Source organism: Streptomyces sp. NPDC047886 (genome assembly GCF_043204435.1).
In the GTDB taxonomy this organism is placed as follows: domain Bacteria; phylum Actinomycetota; class Actinomycetes; order Streptomycetales; family Streptomycetaceae; genus Streptomyces.
This window is the reverse complement of the sequence record NZ_JBIDCF010000004.1, coordinates 33,047-48,364: the sequence shown is the minus strand read 5'-3', so window position 1 is coordinate 48,364 and position 15,318 is coordinate 33,047. Positions and strand designations below refer to the sequence as shown.

Here is a 15,318-nt window from a genome sequence, read left to right as displayed (position 1 = left end):
CGCATGCTCATGGGCTTCGCCTGAGAATCAGCAGCAGATTCCAGGTGGCGATCTCGCGGAGTCCCGGCACCCGGGTGATCGTGCTCGCGAGGAACGGCCAGTAACGGGAGCGGGCCGAGACGACCTTCACATCGCCGCGGCCGCGGACGTGCCGAAGGGTGGGCCCGATGTGGACGGGGAAGAGGTTCTCGCCGAGCGTGTGCTTGGCTTCCCGGCCGGTGCGCCGTTCGTAGCGTTCGCGGGCCCGGTCGGCCCCGAGGTAGTGCCACGGCGCGGTCTCGTGGCCTCCCCAGGGGGAGAGCCAGTTGGTGAACGACAGATAGATCAGTCCGCCGGGGCGGGTGACCCGCACCATCTCGCTGATGAACGTCTGCGGGTCCGACACGTGCTCCAGCACGTTGGACGAGAAGCACACGTCCGCCGCCCCGTCGGCGAGCGGCAGCAGATATCCGTCGGCGAGCACCGCGTCCTCGGTGACCGGGCCGCGGGCGCACAGCTCCCGCAGGTCGGGCTCGAAGAGATAGCTCTGTGCACCACGGCGGCGGAACTCCTTGGTGAACTGGCCGCTACCGCCGCCGATGTCGACAACGATTTTGCCGGACAGGTCGATATGACGTGCCACCTGTGCGACCGAGTCGCGGGCCAACAGGGTGTAGCACCGTTCGGGATCGCTGGGTTCACGCATGAACGCCCGGAAGAGAGCGGCCGATCGCCTCAGCGACGGATCCTTGAATCCGCGTTCGGTGATCTCAGTCATGGCCGCTCCCGCCGCGTTCCCGGATGGCGGCGCGGGCCGCCGCCTCGGCGGCGACCACCTGGAACTGACGGACCGTCGCGCTCCAGCGGAAGCGCTTGGCGCGCTGTGCGGCGGCACGTCCCATGGACGCGCGCCGTTCGGTGCTGAGGGACAGGGCGCACCACGCGGCGGCGAACGAACTCTCGCCCCGGGCGAGCACCCCGGTCTCCCCGTCCTCGATGGAGTCGCACAGGCCGGGTATGTCGAAACCGATCGCGGGGGTGCCCCGGGCGGCCGCCTCGGTGACGACCAGCCCCCAGCCCTCGACGAGGGAGGGGTGCAGCAGGAGCCACGCCTCGCACATCAGCCGGTGCTTCTCGGCGTCCGACACCCGGCCGGCGAACGTCACGGCGGGGCCGGCCATGGCTTCAAGGCGTGACCGTTCGGGGCCGTCGCCCACGATGACGAGTCGGCCACCGGTGACGGGACGGACCCGCTCCCACAACCTGAGGAGCAGGTCGATGCGCTTGTACTCCACCAGTCGACCGACGGCCAGGAACAGCGGTTCCTTCGCCTCGGGCAGGAGGGGGCCGGGGTCTTCGACGCCGTTGTTGACGATCCGGATGCGATCCGCGGCCACGCCGATGCCGCGCAGCTCGGAGGCGGTCGACTCCGAGACGGCCACCATCAGGTTGTCTCGGTGCGTGCCTGCCAGTGCCCAGTGCTCCAGCCTGCGCCCGAGCCGTGCCGCCGGGCCCGGGTAACGCATCTGCCAAAGATCCGTATGCACGTGGTTGACCAGGCACAACGTCGGTCCTCGGTGCCACAGCGGCACCAGGTACGGCATGCCGTTGCACACCTCGACCAACAGGTCGCAGCCGCCGACCTCCCGGGCGAAGGTCGCCCTGGCGCGCAGGAAGTGACCTGCGTCACCTCCGGCGGAGACCACCCGGTAGTCGCGGGCGGCGGCCGGACCGCCGCACACGAGCGTGACCTCGTGGCCGCCGGCGGTCAGACCGTCGGCTATCCGGTCGATGAGCAGTTCCGAGCCACCGGCGGCCCGGTTGGCCAAGTCACGGCGGGCGAGAAAGGTGATCCGGCGCGGCAGAGGTGCGTCGGGGGATGCGGCGTGCGGGTCAGCGGCAGGCGAGTCGGCGACGTGATGGCCGGTGCGGGCTTGAGCGGGGACGGAAAGGGAGTCCTTCTGGCCGAGGGCCAGGGCGGACGCGCGCTGGGGCATAGAGGTGCTCCAACTCGGGGGCTGCGAGTGGCAGGCGGGTGGGGATGCCGGGCTTCCGGGGATGAAGCGCTGGGCTGGCTCGGTGTGCGGGTACTGCGGGTACTGCGGGTACAGCGGGTGCTGCGGGTGCTGCGGTGCCGGACCTGGACATGCGGGCGTCCTGTCCGCACCGGGACGGTGGTAGACCCTTGGGTGAGAGCCGGTTCCACCGGGAAACACTGGTCTTACTGGAAGGTAACGTCAGTGTTCGTTCAGCGATTCGATCCGGCTACTCACGGCGGTGACAAATTCGGACCCTGGGCAGAGCCCTGTTTCATCACTCTTCTGAGTGTTGCGGCCGTCGGCCCCGAACCAGCAGGACCGTGCCGGCAGCGACCAGCAGACCGCCCGCGATCCCGCCCGCCAGTGGCGCGGTCTCGCCGAGCAGCTCCAGCCGGCCGCTGTCCTCGGAGGCCAGCTTCACCTGCTCGCGCCGGGTCGCGTCGGTGAATTCCAGCCGCTCGCTGGACAGCAGGGTGACCGCGTCCTTCTGTGAACCCGGGGCCCGTAGCGTCTTCGTCGGAGCGATCAGCGCGTTCATGATCCGTCCCGTTCGCGGATCCACGGTCAGCTCGATCCTCGCGTTGGAGTACCACTCCTCGGCCAGCACCTGGCCCGGCTCCGAACTGCCTACCAGCACGCCGGGCACCAGACGGGTGCCCGTCGCGGTGGCCTTGACGGCACCGACGAAGCGGTAGCCCTCGTGCCCGTCGATCCTCGTGACCTCGTCGAACTCCAGCGGCACGGTGGCACCCAGACTGCTGTCCCACCAGGCGTAGGTGCGCTTCTCGACGTCGAACGGGAACTTCAGGTAGGCCTCGCCCTCGAACCCGGGCTTCTCCTCGCAGCAGTGCACCGGAAGGTTCGTCCGGCGGTCGGTCACCCAGCGTTCGGTGGTCCACTGCAGGGACTTCCGCGGGTCGGCGAGCGGCAGCGTCTTCGGCGTATCGATCTGGGTCGACACGTCCCAGATCGCGTTTCCGCTGCGCTCACTGCCGGCGACATCCCCCAGCACCCGGCGGGTGATCGTTATCGTCTGGTCGTCCACCGTGGAAACGGAGCCGGTGTCGAAGTAGCTGCCCTGACCCTCGAAGACCGTCATGGAGACCGTATCGGTCGGCGTGCGTTTGGCGCGCGGCTCCACGTACCAGGCAAGCAGTTGGGTGAGCACCAGCAGAAAGACACCGGCACCCAGCAGAATCAGGGACAAAGGTGATATTGAACGACGCATGCGGGTACTCCGATACGGACGCGAGATGCGGAAGTTCACGGCGGTGCGGGACGGGCCGCGCGCACGGATCACAGCCCGTCCGGAGCGATGGGCGACTTACCCGGAAGTAACACTGCTGTGAACGGCGAAGCTAGGTGGAGCTTGACCACCTGTCAATGCGCCTCGCATACTGACCGCGCCGGACCGGGCCGGCGCGCTGGGTGACAGACCTCATCGACTGAGAGGCCGATCATCCTCATGTCCAGACTGCTCGCCGCCCTCCTGACCTGCGTCGCCGCTGCCGTTCTGGCCACAGGCACCGCCTTCGGAATCGTCGCCGCTCTCGACGCCACACCCGAGCAGCAGAACGTGCCGCTCGTCACATTCCCCGACCCGCCCGCCGACAGGCCCTCCAGCACACCTGGCCCCGGCGCGGGCTAGTTTGTGCCTGTGCAGGCCGGCTGACCGAGCTCATGAAGACCGGACATCCAGGAGCGGTGGTTTGGAAGCCTCGTCAGCGTGGCGCGACGTGCCACGAGAACGGATTCAGCAGTTCGCCGACCGTGCCCTGGAGCAGATCCCCGAGCTGGCACAGGACATCCTCGCCGAGATTCGGCGGGAGTACCCGAGCCTGGTGTTCATCGCCGACGAGTCCGGGGAGCCGAAGGCCCTGGTGGCGATCCGGCACGCGCTGGAGCTCTTCGTGGAGCAGATGACCACCGGCTCGGACCGGCCGAGCGCCCTTCCCGAGATGTTCCGGGACTTCGGGCGCGGCGAGGTCGCACACGGGCGCAGCCTGGACTCCCTACAGGGGATCTACCGGCTGGGCGTGCGCCTTTCCTGGCGGCGCATGGCGGAGATCGGCCAGCAGGCCGAGATTCCGTCCTCGGCCATGTACGAGCTCGCCGAGTCCGCGTTCGAGTACCTCGACGTGATAGTGGCCCAGTCGGTACGCGGCTACGCCGAAGCCGTCGCCCGCCAGGCCGGGGAGCGGCTGCGCCTGCAACGTCTTCTCGTCGATCTCCTGCTCGCCGAGCACCGCTCGGATCCGTCCACCGTCCTTGCCGACCGCGCGGCCGACGTGGGCTGGCAACTGCCCGAGAAGGTGGCGGTGGCCGTGCTGCTTCGCCCTGCCGTGGAGGCTGTCGCCCCTGCCGTGGGCGACGAGATGCTGTTCGACATGGAGGGCGAGCGGCCGCGCCTCGTCGTACCGGACCCGGATGCCCCCGGACGCGCGGAGTTGCTGCACCGGGCAATCACCGGCTGGTCCGGCGCGATCGGCCCGTCGGTTCCCGTGACTGAGGCCGCCACGTCGTTGCGGTGGGCCGATGCCGCCGTCGGGATGATCGAGCGGGGCCTGCTGCCGCGAGGGCGGCTCCTGCACTGCGGCGAGCACGTCGAAACCCTGGTACTGCTGCCCGCAGGCGAGTTGATCGACGATCTGGCGCGGCGGAGGCTGGCGCGGCTGGACGAGTCCGGCGGCCCGGCGCACGCCCACCGTCTCGCCGAGACACTGCTGGCTTGGCTGGAAACGCGGGGAGGCGCCCCGGAGGTGGCCGCCCGGCTCGGAGTCCACCCGCAGACCGTGCGCTACCGGTTGAGACAGCTCCGCGAGTTGTGGGGCGACGACCTGGACGACCCGGACCGCCGCTTCGAACTAGAGCTGGTGCTCCGCACCCGACGGCTCCGCGGAGATCTCGCCCCGCCGCCTGACTGACCCCGGGGAGACACCGGCGGACTGCCCGACACCTCGTGCTTGACGGCGTCCGTTGCCGCGACAGCCGACGTACTCCGAGCGGGCGGTTTCCGCAGCCGTCGTACGGCCGCTCGATCTCGTCCGCGGTGGTACCGCGCATCCTTCGCCCGTTTCGCCGGAGCGCAAGGAGGATTGGCGGCCACCCTCAGCGCGATCCTGTTCGGCTCGGTCAGCCCAGGAAGCTCAGCCGCACCTGGCGGTCCGGGTTGTCCTTGTCGGTGTCCGCCGACCTCCGCTGGGACAACCCGCAGCGTACGCCGTCGTGTCTCGCCTCACCGGTCTCGCCACCTACACGGCGGCGCTGGGATCCAGGGCATCCTGGACATGATCCGAACGCCGTGCCGTCCGACGGCGACGCGGAACCGTGGCCGGCGAGCGGCTTGCGCTCGGGGAGGCCGCACGAGATCGGCTCGACGCCGTCCGGACCGGCCGTGTGCGGTCCACGGCCAGGACGGTGGGGCGTCGGCTCGGTGGGCCAGGTGCCCTGCTCAGGTGGTTCGACGGCTCTTCCGCTCACTCACCACCGGCACAGACCGGCGGGAAGGCCCCGCGATCGCCCGCCCTGCGGCGTCGCTCTGTGCGAGGTCAGGTGTCGAGATGCTGCGCTCCGAAGTGCTGTGCGCGGAGGACCAGGACGACGTCGTCGCGGTAGTCCTCCTGGTACCAGAGCATCACGGTGCCCTCAGCGAACGTCCTGACGCCGGATGCCGACTCGGTGATGTCAAACGGCTTGCCGATGCGGCGGACTCCCACGGCATCGGTGATCCGCTGGGCGATCGCCTCGACCTCCAACCGCTGGGCCATGTCCAGGCCGCCGACGACGTTCTCGGCGTCTGGTTCGTATTCCCAGGTCCAGTCACTCACGCGGCGGCAGCCTCGGCGAGGATGGACGCCAGCTCCGTCGCGGCGGCGCGGCGCTCGGCGCGGTCGTCCGACTCGCTGACGATGCGCTCGCACTCGCGGAAGCGAGCCAGGCGCTGCGGATAACGGGCCACCCCGGCCCATGACCACCAGTGCTCGACGAAAGCGCGGGGCGGCGTGAGGGTGTACTCGTCGCGGGCCTGGCGCATCGCCTCGTCCCACTGCTGATCGAACGCGGCCAGGGCTCCCGGGTCCAGGCGTCCGACGGCGACGCGGAGCGCAGCCGGGGTCTTCTCAGGCATGGGGATGAGGGGGCCGGTGGGCTCTGCGGCACGCTCGGTCATGGCGGACTCCGTAGGGTCTCAGGCGGCGGAGTGGAACAGGGGCGGGGCGCCAGCGGCCAAGGCTTCCTCTCGAGGCTCGTTCGGCCGCTGGGCGCGGGGCGCGGCGTGCAGTCCCGCCGAGACGCGCCCGGCGACGGTCTCACGCAGCAGCAGTTCACAAAGGACGCTCATCGACTGGATGCCCTCCCGCTCTCGGCGCTCGTCGGCGTGGGCCCAGGCGGCGTCTCCGATGGCGGCGAGGTGACCACTGCGTCCACCCGCGCGAACGTCCTCCTCCGGAAGGGGAACATCGACGACGCCGGCGGCATACCGGTCCAGGAGGACGGTGAGCAGGTGGCCGACGGTCAGGGCCTCGCCGGCGGCAATGTCGTCGGCGCTGTCCCACGTGGCGTCATCCACGTAGGGGCGGCGAGTAGTGCGGGCGAGTGTGGCCCGCTTCTTGCGGGGTGGCATGGCCCGGCCTCCGTAGGTGCCGTTCAGCGGGTCGTGGGCCACTCTAGCGCGACCATGGCTGTTTCTCCGACCCAGTCTAGAATGACGACCATGTCTGAACTTCAGATCTAGACGTCCGCAGTCACGACGCCCCGAACCGTCGCCTGCCGTGGACACCCGGTCAGGGCCGCCCGCTCAGGTCGGACAGCAGGAGGTCCAGCTCTCGCTCCTCCTCGACCCGGATGCCGGCGTCTGCGAGGGCCTCGGCGAGATCGGGATCCCAGTGGGTCTGGATCGGAGAGCCCGTGAGGGGTCTGGGCGCGAGTTTCGAGTCGCTTCCGGTCAGGGCCGCGCGATAGTCGCGGGCGGTGTATCTCCAGGGACGCCACGGGACGCGGCGCAGCAGGGCATCAGCGATCCGAAGCCCGCCCCAGTCGAAGTCGCCGTGATAGTGGAGGGCCGAGCCGTTGCCGTGCAGGTGGCGCAACAGAGTGAGCGCGGCGGCCGAAGGCTGGCCCTGGAGACAGATCAAGGGCGAGCAGGCAGGGCCGAGGGTGTCCGCCGCCGCGGCGAGGACGGCCGGGTTCTCGCAGATCCGCACCACGGGGGAGGCGACGGAGAGTGGCCGTCGGGTGAGCTGTCGAAGTGTCAGGACAGCTGGTTCCCCCTCGTCGGCCATCCAGTCGAGGGCCGGGGTCCCTCGCAGGTTCAGGGTGAGGACCGTCGAGGACAGTTCGTCCTTCAGCAGGCCTGCCGATGCCCAGGCGTCCCGCCGCCACTCGGCGCCACTGCCGTCGGCGAACCCGGTCAGGGCGCGGATCCCGGACAGCGTGAGAGTGGCCTGCGGGGTGCCGTCGTCCAGAGCGTGGGCCGAGCCGAGGACTTGGGCGGCGAAGGCGGCCAGCGAGACGGCCGGATCGACCGGAAGCGCGCGAAGTGCGGTGCATACTCCCGTGAGCAGAGTGTGCACGGCGTCGGAGGTGCGGCTCAGTCGCCGGGCAAGGCCATCGGCCCGCACCCTCGCGGCCCAGGCGGCGAGCTCGGGCCGATCCCGGATGAGCGCGCCAAGGGGTGCGTACGCCCGATCCCAGGCAGCGTCCGCTTCCGCTCTGATGTGGGCGAGCGGGGTGACGGGTCCGGTGAGCGCCGTGACGGCGGCGGCAAGGCCGTCGGGGCTGATTCCCGACCGGCGTAGCACGGCGTCGACCGCTTCCAGCCGTACGGTGAGGGAACGGCCCCCACCGGGGGCTCTGGCCAGCAGCCGTTCGACCGCGGACCGCTGGCCCGGAGTGTGAGTGGCCAGGGAGACGGCACCGGTCAGGGGTCGCCCGGCCACGAGCCGGCCGCGTACCCGCTCGACGAGCCACTCGAGTTCCGGCACGCCCAGGAGGCGGCGCAGTCGGGGCATGTCGACCATGGCGTGCGTGATCAGCTCTGGCACGGCGTCGGGTGCTGCGTGCCCGTTGTGCGTCAATTCCACTGTGGCTCTCGTTCCGGCCGGCCCGCCGCGTCCGGTGCCGGTCGCCGCTCGGGGTCGTCGCGGCGCTGTCGTCTCGTACCGTCCCACTCCCAGCGGGTGACGAGGACCGCTGCCACGTCGTCGATCCGGGACAGCTGGGCGATGGCGATGCCGGGAACCTGTGGGTAGCAGGCCCACTCCCGTTCGCTGGTCATCACCACGTCGAGGTCGAAGGCGCTCAGCAGGCCGAGGCACTTGGCGCGCGAGTCGTCGTCCACGCCCGCGAACGCCTCGTCCAGCGTGACCAGGCGGGGCGCGTGCGGGCTGCCCGCGCTGGCGTAGTGCGAGGAAGCGGCGGCGAACAGCGGCACGGACACGGCGAGGACGCGTTCGCCGCCGGAGGCGGGGCCGGTGGCCGGGACCCAGCGCCCGTGCTGGTGGCGTTCGACGCCGAACTCGTGCCAGGAACGGTAGTCGAGCGCGGCCGTGAGGTGTTCGAGCCAGCTGCCCGAGCCGTCGTCGGACTGCTGGCGGGCGATCTGGGCCTGGAGGAACTCGCCGACCGCCGTGCGGTCCTCGGCGGTCCACGCGTCGGCGGACTGGCGCAGCCGCTCCCGGGCCTGGGCCAGCCCGGGCGGGGATTTCCGCGAGGAGCGCCACACCAGCCGGAGTCGCATGCCGGTGGAGGTGGGGCGGTCCTCCAGCTCGGTGTTCATGGCCCGCACCTGGCGCTCGGCCGCACCGATGAGTTCCTGGAGAGTGCCTGCGACCTCGGTGATCAGGTGGGTTTCGAGGATCTCCCGTTCGTGTGCGGACAGGATGCGGGTCAGCTCGCCCACCTCCGTGGCAAGCGCTTCGGCGAGTTCGGGTACGGCCCGCTCGCGGCCCTGGTAGACGATGTCGACGACCATGCCGTCCTCGATCATGCGGGCGGAGGCGCTGTGCCCGTGCCGGGACAAGGTGTCCTGCAGGGTTTTGAGTTCTTCGCTGAGCCGACGCTGGACGCGCTCCCAGGCGGCGTCCGTGTCATCGACCGAGGAGAGACCGGTCTCGATGGCGCGGGCGAACGCGATGGCGGGGGTGGCGGCCCAGGGGCCGTCGTCCTCGGCGGGGACATGGAGTTCGGGCAGCGCGACCGCGACCAGGCAGGTAGCCGTGAAGCGCTGGAGTGCGGCTATGGCCTCCGCGCGTGCGCCGACGGCTTCCGTGAGGTCGTTCTCCAACTGCTCGATCCGCCCCTCGGCCCGGCCGGCCTCCCGGTCCGCCTCCGCATAACGTCGTCGGGCGGTCTTCTGGCCGGCCTCGCAGATCCGCTGTGCCTGGGCAGTCTCGCCGAGTCGTCTTTCGAGTTCGGCGACGGCCGCACCGACGGTGCAGCGCAAGGTCAGGTGGCGCTCGTCGGCCGCTGCCGCCTCACGCACCGCGTCATCGGCCCGCTGGGCGAGTTCGGCGGCCCGCCGCTCCGCGTCGGTCGCCTCGGCGCGCTCGTCGTCCACCTGACATGCGGCCTCGCCTTGTTCGCGCCTCGCGGGCCACAAGGCGGCCAGCGCGGCGACGAGGAAGCCGAGGGCGTGACGTACGGCGGTCAGTCCGGCCCGCTCGGCGGGCAGCCCCAGATCGGTGGCGGTCTCGGTGAGTTCGGTGGCGGCCCGCCCGGATCGCGCCGCGGCCTCGGTCACCTCGGCAGCGCGCTCCTCACACCGAATGCGCGCCTTGCGTACGGTGTCGGCGGCGGCGCTGACGAGCGCGTGGGCCCGGGTGAGCGGCGACTCGTCGGGTACGGAGGCGAGTTCGGTGTCGACCGTGCGACGACGGCCTGCGATCGCCTCGGATCGGCCCGCGACGGCCTTCGATTCCTCGCGCAGGGAGGCGAGTTCGATGCCGAGCGCGGCGACGCGGGCCCTCCGCGCCGCCTCGCGCGCGCCTTCGCCGATGTACGCGGCGACTGGCTTGGCCCACGTGCCGGTGAGCGCGCCGACACGGAAGCGTCCGTCGGCTGCCACCCATGTCCCGGCTCCTCCCTCGCTGTCCAGGCCGATGGAGGCAAGTAGTCCGGTCACCGTCGCTTCGTCCAGGGCAGCAGCCTGTCCGTCGGCGTGGTCCATGGCCGGGCGCAGCACGTCGGCCAGGGAGGGACCACTCACCGGTCCGTTCGACGGGGAGAGCAGGAGGTCGTGCCCGTTCACGGCGAGGGCGGAGCCGTCGGGAAACACCCAGGCGTCAAGGAGGCCCGAGGCTTCGAGCGCCGCTTCGAGCCCCGCGCGCTCGGGTTCGGGCAGGTCGTCACGGAAGTCGACCAGACGCCAGAGCGGGGCACCCGGCAGCTGTTCGCGAAGGCTGGGGGTTCGGGTGGCGGGGGGCTGGGGCTCGCGTCCGCCGCCGGCTTCCAGCGCGGCGAGCTCCCGCTGCGCCTCGTCGATGCGCTCCGCCAGCTCCGAGGCCCGGCGGGCGGCTTCGGCCGCCTGGTCGGCGAGGTCCGCCGAGCGGACCGTGTGCGCCCTGGCCGCGTGGACACGTGCCGGGTACGGCCCGTCGAGGTGACGGGTCCATTCCTGGAGTTCGTCGAGAAGGCCGGTCTCGTCGGGGAAGGCCAGCTCCGTCCAGGCCAGGGCGCGTTCGCGTACGTCGTCCAGGAGCCTCTGTCCGGCCCGCGCGGCGCACTCCTCCGCCTCACCGTGCGATTCGGCGGCCAAGGCAAGATCTGTCTCCGCCTCGTCGAGACGACCAGACGCCCTGCGGTGCGCGGTGGCGGCGCGCTCGGCCGCTTCAAGGAGGCCCTCGACGTGAACGAGGGAGCGCTGGGCGCGGCCCTCGGCGTCCTCGGCGGCGCGCCGCAGTTCGGGCTCGGGCAACCGGTCGTCCATGGGTAGGGCGATGTGCGCGGCGGTGGCGTGCTCCCGCGCCTGGGCGAAGGCTTGCTGGACCCTGAGCCGCGCGGCACGGAGCCGGTTCTCGGCGGCACCGAGCCGCCCGAGCGCCTTGGTGTGGAGGGCGGTCGCCTGCTCCCTGTCCCCCCGCGCCCGGTCCGCCGCCTGCGCCGTTCGCGTCACGGCCAGCGCGGCGTGCTCCAATTCCCGCGCGTCGCGCATCTCGGGCGCCTCGCGCAGGACCTTCTCCTGGGCCCGCAGGCGCTCCGCGGTCTCCGCCAGGGAACTGATCTCCTCCTCGGCCGCCGCCCGCTGTTCCTCGGCGCGCGTCCGCCGCTCCTGCGCCTCGGCCAGATCTCGTTGCACACGCTCGTAGCGGGAGTGTTCGGCACGCGGAAGCCGTGCCCGACGGCGGGTGGCAATGCGGGCATAGCGCCGGTAGTGCTCCAAGAAGGCGGAGGCGGCTCGTTCGGCGGCGGAGGCGGCGGCCAGCTCGTCCTTCTCCTCGTCCAGGGAGCGGAACGCCTCCGCCACGTCGGCGATGACAGCCTGGTCCATGGGCGGCAGGGCCTCGGTGAGGGCGCGGGAGAGGGCAGCTTCGTTCGGCCGCTTGGAGAGCTGGGGCTGACGCAGCTGGATGAGCAGGTCGACCAGGGCGACGTACCGCTGCTCTCCGAAGCCGAAGAGTGCTTCGTCGACGGCTCGGCGGTACGTCCTGGCCTGGTCGTACACCATGCCGTGCCCGGCGACCGCTTCGGCGAGCCGGTCCCGGGACAGGGCGGTGCCGGTGGCGTCGAGCAGCCGGAAGGTGTCCTCTGTGCGTTCGGTCGAGCCGTGGTCGACACGTTGGCGGGTGACGGCGTACCAGTGGCGGGCGATGCCCCTCCCGCTGACGGCCTTGAGCCCGCACAGCAGCGTACGGAAGTGCTGCTCGCCGGTCGTGTCGTCGAGCCTGCCGAACTCGATCCACGTATAGCCGAGCCGTTCGGAGTGCGGGTGCTCGCCGCCGAGGAGCAGGTTCCACTCCATCCGCTTGCCGGGGTCGCCGTCGGGTTCGACACGGCGCGGGCTGAGGTCGCCGTCGAGCAGGAACGGCAGGGTCAGGGCGAGCACCTTGGACTTGCCGGTGCCGTTGTTGCCGCGTAGCAGCAGGCGCCCGTCCCGGAAGTGGAACTCCTCCACGTCGTAGTGGAACAGGTCGACGAGCCCGACGCGCAGCGGCTGCCAGCGGGAACGCCGAGGGGTGGGGAGGCGGCTCACGAGGTGGCCTTTCGCTGCGGGGGTACGGAGGCGGAGCCGGGCTCGTGGATGACGGTCTCGCCGACCGCGTACCGGGCGAGGGCGGGGCGGGCCAGGACCGTGTGCGAGGTACGGGAGACCAGGCCGAGCGCGGTAAGCCGGGCGACGGCCTGTTCGACGAGCTCGGTCTCCATGCCCGGCTCCCTGGCGGCCTTCGCCCAGAAGCCGCCGTGCTCGGCCGCGAGTTCGCGGACGCGGAGAGCCAGGGCGCCGAGGGTGACCGGGCCGTCGGCGCCGGCGAGATGCTCGGCGAGCAGTAGGGTGATGTGGCCGTGGGTGCCCTGTTCGGGCATGCGGAGATCGGTCAGGTCGTCGTCGGGGTCGACCATGGCGATCCCCTCGGCCCGCACCTCGGCGACGAGTCCCGTCACCTCGGTGATCCGGGCGGTGAGGAAGCCGCGCTGCCGAGTGAGGTAGCCGAGTTCGGCGTCGGTCAGGTCGTCGTAGTAGAGCACCGGGTCGTCGAGCAGACGGCGGGTGAGCGAGCGGCGCATGGCGCGGAAGCGCAGCTCGTCGCTGTCCAGGGCGGTTTCCGCGACGAGCTCGGCGAGCCGGTCCTCGAGGTTGTCCGCCCGCACGGTGGAGGGGCCCCGCCGGGTGGCCAGGAGGCCGGCCAGGACCCGGCGTTCCACGTCGTACAGGACGTCGCCCACCCCGCTGACGTACGCCTCCTCCTCGCCCGCGACGCGCCGCAGCACGCCGAGGTCCAGCAGGAGCCGTACGACGGCGGCGAGGTCGAGGCGTTCGTCACGGCGTTCCAGCGCGAACTCGACACCGGCGGCGGCGAGTCGGGGGTCGGCGGCGTCGAGGACGATCTGGTCGGCGAGGCGCCCGAGGGCGATCTGGGCCTCGCCGCGTTCGAGGGCTGCGAGTGCGAGGCAGAACAGGACGTAGCGGCGACGGGTGAACGGGGCGGCGCCCCGGCTGGCTTCTCGGGCCGGGTGCGTGGGGTCGGTGAGGACGCCTGGGATCTTGCGCAGCCGCGCCGTCTCGGCGTCCGTCTGGAGGGACCAGCCCGTGTTGCGGTCGAACCACTCCCGGAGCTCGGGCGCGTGCCGGCGGACGAGTCGGAACTCATCGGCGTGTCGGCCGCGTGCGAGGAGGAGGGGGTGTTTCAGCAGGGCGCGCGCTGCTTTGCGCAGGTCGGCGGCGTGCTGGCCTTCGAGTACCTCGGCGAGCGGTGCGGTCATCGGTCGGGGTCTCCGTCCGTCAGCTCATCTCCGTCCGTCAGGTCGACGATCTGGACGAGGTGGTCCGGGCCGCTGAATACTCCGCCGGGCGTGCGGATCTCGGCGGTGGTGCCGTCGGTGAGCGCCGTGAGCCTGATCTCCATGGAGCCGTCGTTGCTGGTGGCAACGGTGTGCCTCATGCCGGGCCGCCAGGAGGCCAGCGCGTCTCCGAGCAGTTGGAGGAACAGCCCGAAGGAGGCCGGGTCGAGCTCGCCGAGACCGGACAGGCGTGTGACGCCGTCGGTGACGAGCCGGGCTCGGGCGGCCGCGGTCTCCGCGGCCTGCTTGACGGCTGTCTCGGCGAGCGCGCGTCGCCGCTCCTCCCGGTCCTCGACTTTGCGGGGCTTGCCGCGCCGCTCGTAACTCCCGGTGCGGCGCAGCTGGGGGCTGATCCGCAGCGGCCCGGCCTCGGCCCAGGGGGTGGCAGCCGGGACGGGCCGCGCCGCGCGGGCGGTGAGTGTGTCGGCGTCGACGGTGAGGTGCCGGGCCGGATAGAGGCCGAAGACGGCCCGCCACAGCCGGTGCCGGGCGTCGTCGTCGGGTGCCTCGGCGAACCAGCGGGCCAGGGTCCGGAAGTCGGCGGACCGGTCCGAGCGCCCCGATCGGCGCTCGTGCAGTGCCCGTACGACGGCCAGAAGCTGCGGGATCGCACCGAGCGCCCGGCCACGCAGTAGCCGGGCCTGTGACTCGCGTCCTTCCCTGCTGATGAACCAGGCGCCAAGCCCCGCCCAGCGCGCGGCCCACCGCTCGAACACCTCGCGCTCCGCGCTCTGGTACTCCTCCGGCGAGGCGTCGACGGCCTCCCGCCCGGCGGCGGCCCTCAGCAGGGGCTCCACCCTTCCGCTGTCCTCCAGCTCCAGGATCAGCCGGGCGATCCGCCCACCCAGCGTGATCAGGTCCTGGATGAACCGCTCCAGGTACTGGATGAGCCGGTCCTTGTACGCGAGGAAGACCTCCTCCTCGACATCGTGCAGGTCGATAGTCCGCTGGAGAGATCCCATGAAAGCGCGGGCGTTGTCGGCGAGCGCCGCGAAGCGGCTGGCCAGCGCGTCGAGCGCCAGGTGTGCCTTGGCCGGGTCGGGCTCGTCCTCGGCAGCCAGGACGAGCAGAGCGCGCAGATGGGTGACGATGTCGTGCAGGGCGACGGCCTGGAGCGCGCCACGGCGGCCGAGAGCCTCGTCGTAGGCGGACAGCGCGGCCTCGGCGGCCTCCCCCTCGCGCGTGAGCTGGTAGATGAACCGCTTCCGGTAGAAGTCCTCGACGGCGGTGACTCGGGAGGTGTCCGGATCGGCCCGAAGATTGCCCCAGACGACGAGTTTGTCGAGCGCGGCAACGACGGCCTCGGGTTCGGCGGGGCGGATATCCGCCGACAGTGCCGCATGCACCTCCTCGGGACGCAGATGAACTGCGAACCGCTCCTTGGCCACGAGGAACACCCGCATCACCTGACGGTAGAGCGGGGTGTTCGGCACGGTGAGGTGGGCGAAGGGGCCGAATCCGTCCGGCTCGGGATCCGGGCGGGTCGGAGCAGCGGAGGTGGTGACGGTCATCGTCGACCATTGTGTCTCACGTGCCGCCCCACCGGCGCGGGCGGCGGTACCTGGCTGATTCACGCCGTCGTGATCCATGAGGAAGGACTGGCCGCGCCCACCGTATGCCGACGGATACACAACCCACGCTGTCCGCCGACCTCCGCAAGGGCGACCCCGGCGGCAGGGCCCGCGGGCCGTGGGGGGGGGGGGCCGGTGGCGGGGCCCCCCCCCCCGCCCCCCCCCCCCGCCCGGGCCGGGGGGGGGGGGGGGGCCCCCCCCCGCCGCATTACAGGGCGGGGGGGCCCCAGGCCGGG

General features: G+C 71.6%; 12 protein-coding genes. 2 read left to right on the top strand and 10 right to left on the bottom strand.

The features are described from left to right. Window positions 1–7 precede the first annotated feature (7 nt). From ACGF5U_RS15250 to ACGF5U_RS15240, 3 genes are all read right to left on the bottom strand, one after another. A complete protein-coding gene (locus ACGF5U_RS15250) occupies window positions 8–757 on the bottom strand; it encodes a class I SAM-dependent methyltransferase (RefSeq protein WP_392714488.1) in 750 nt (249 codons plus the stop codon). Further along, window positions 750–1,976, bottom strand: a complete 1,227-nt coding sequence (locus tag ACGF5U_RS15245) for a glycosyltransferase family 4 protein (protein WP_392714487.1) — start codon at window positions 1,974–1,976, stop codon at window positions 750–752. The genes ACGF5U_RS15250 and ACGF5U_RS15245 overlap by 8 nt, the downstream gene beginning before the upstream one ends. A 316-nt stretch (window positions 1,977–2,292) precedes the next feature. After that, window positions 2,293–3,246, bottom strand: a complete 954-nt coding sequence (locus ACGF5U_RS15240; RefSeq protein ID WP_392714706.1) for a DUF3068 domain-containing protein — start codon at window positions 3,244–3,246, stop codon at window positions 2,293–2,295. A 237-nt stretch (window positions 3,247–3,483) separates the two neighbouring features. Here ACGF5U_RS15240 and ACGF5U_RS15235 point away from each other — a divergent pair, with 237 nt between their 5' ends. Further along, window positions 3,484–3,666: a hypothetical protein gene (locus ACGF5U_RS15235; protein ID WP_392714485.1), complete on the top strand. Its 183-nt coding sequence runs from the start codon at window positions 3,484–3,486 to the stop codon at window positions 3,664–3,666. Window positions 3,667–3,754: 88 nt separating this feature from the next. Beyond that, entirely contained in the window at window positions 3,755–4,942 is a 1,188-nt protein-coding gene (locus ACGF5U_RS15230) for a helix-turn-helix domain-containing protein (RefSeq protein WP_392714483.1), read from the top strand. Between the two features lie 624 nt (window positions 4,943–5,566). On the opposite strand, the gene ACGF5U_RS15225 is transcribed toward ACGF5U_RS15230, so the two are convergent. The 7 genes from ACGF5U_RS15225 to ACGF5U_RS15195 form a co-directional block, all read right to left on the bottom strand. After that, window positions 5,567–5,845, bottom strand: a complete 279-nt coding sequence (locus ACGF5U_RS15225) for a hypothetical protein (RefSeq protein WP_392714481.1) — start codon at window positions 5,843–5,845, stop codon at window positions 5,567–5,569. Further along, window positions 5,842–6,186, bottom strand: coding sequence for a DUF6247 family protein (locus ACGF5U_RS15220; protein WP_392714479.1), 345 nt, complete (start codon window positions 6,184–6,186; stop codon window positions 5,842–5,844). The genes ACGF5U_RS15225 and ACGF5U_RS15220 overlap by 4 nt, the downstream gene beginning before the upstream one ends. Window positions 6,187–6,204: 18 nt before the next feature. Next, window positions 6,205–6,639: a hypothetical protein gene (locus ACGF5U_RS15215; protein WP_392714478.1), complete on the bottom strand. Its 435-nt coding sequence runs from the start codon at window positions 6,637–6,639 to the stop codon at window positions 6,205–6,207. Between the two features lie 160 nt (window positions 6,640–6,799). Next, window positions 6,800–8,098 carry a TIGR02679 family protein gene (locus ACGF5U_RS15210; protein WP_392714476.1) on the bottom strand — a complete coding sequence of 433 codons (1,299 nt, stop codon included), beginning with the start codon at window positions 8,096–8,098 and terminating at the stop codon, window positions 6,800–6,802. Continuing rightward, on the bottom strand, window positions 8,089–12,204 hold the full coding sequence (locus ACGF5U_RS15205) for a TIGR02680 family protein (protein WP_392714474.1): 4,116 nt from the start codon (window positions 12,202–12,204) through the stop codon (window positions 8,089–8,091). Before ACGF5U_RS15205 ends, ACGF5U_RS15210 begins: the two co-directional genes overlap by 10 nt. Then, entirely contained in the window at window positions 12,201–13,433 is a 1,233-nt protein-coding gene (locus ACGF5U_RS15200; protein WP_392714472.1) for a TIGR02678 family protein, read from the bottom strand. The genes ACGF5U_RS15205 and ACGF5U_RS15200 overlap by 4 nt, the downstream gene beginning before the upstream one ends. Beyond that, complete coding sequence (locus ACGF5U_RS15195) at window positions 13,430–15,022, bottom strand: TIGR02677 family protein (RefSeq protein ID WP_392714470.1); 1,593 nt, start codon at window positions 15,020–15,022, stop codon at window positions 13,430–13,432. Before ACGF5U_RS15195 ends, ACGF5U_RS15200 begins: the two co-directional genes overlap by 4 nt. Between the last annotated feature and the right edge of the window lie 296 nt (window positions 15,023–15,318).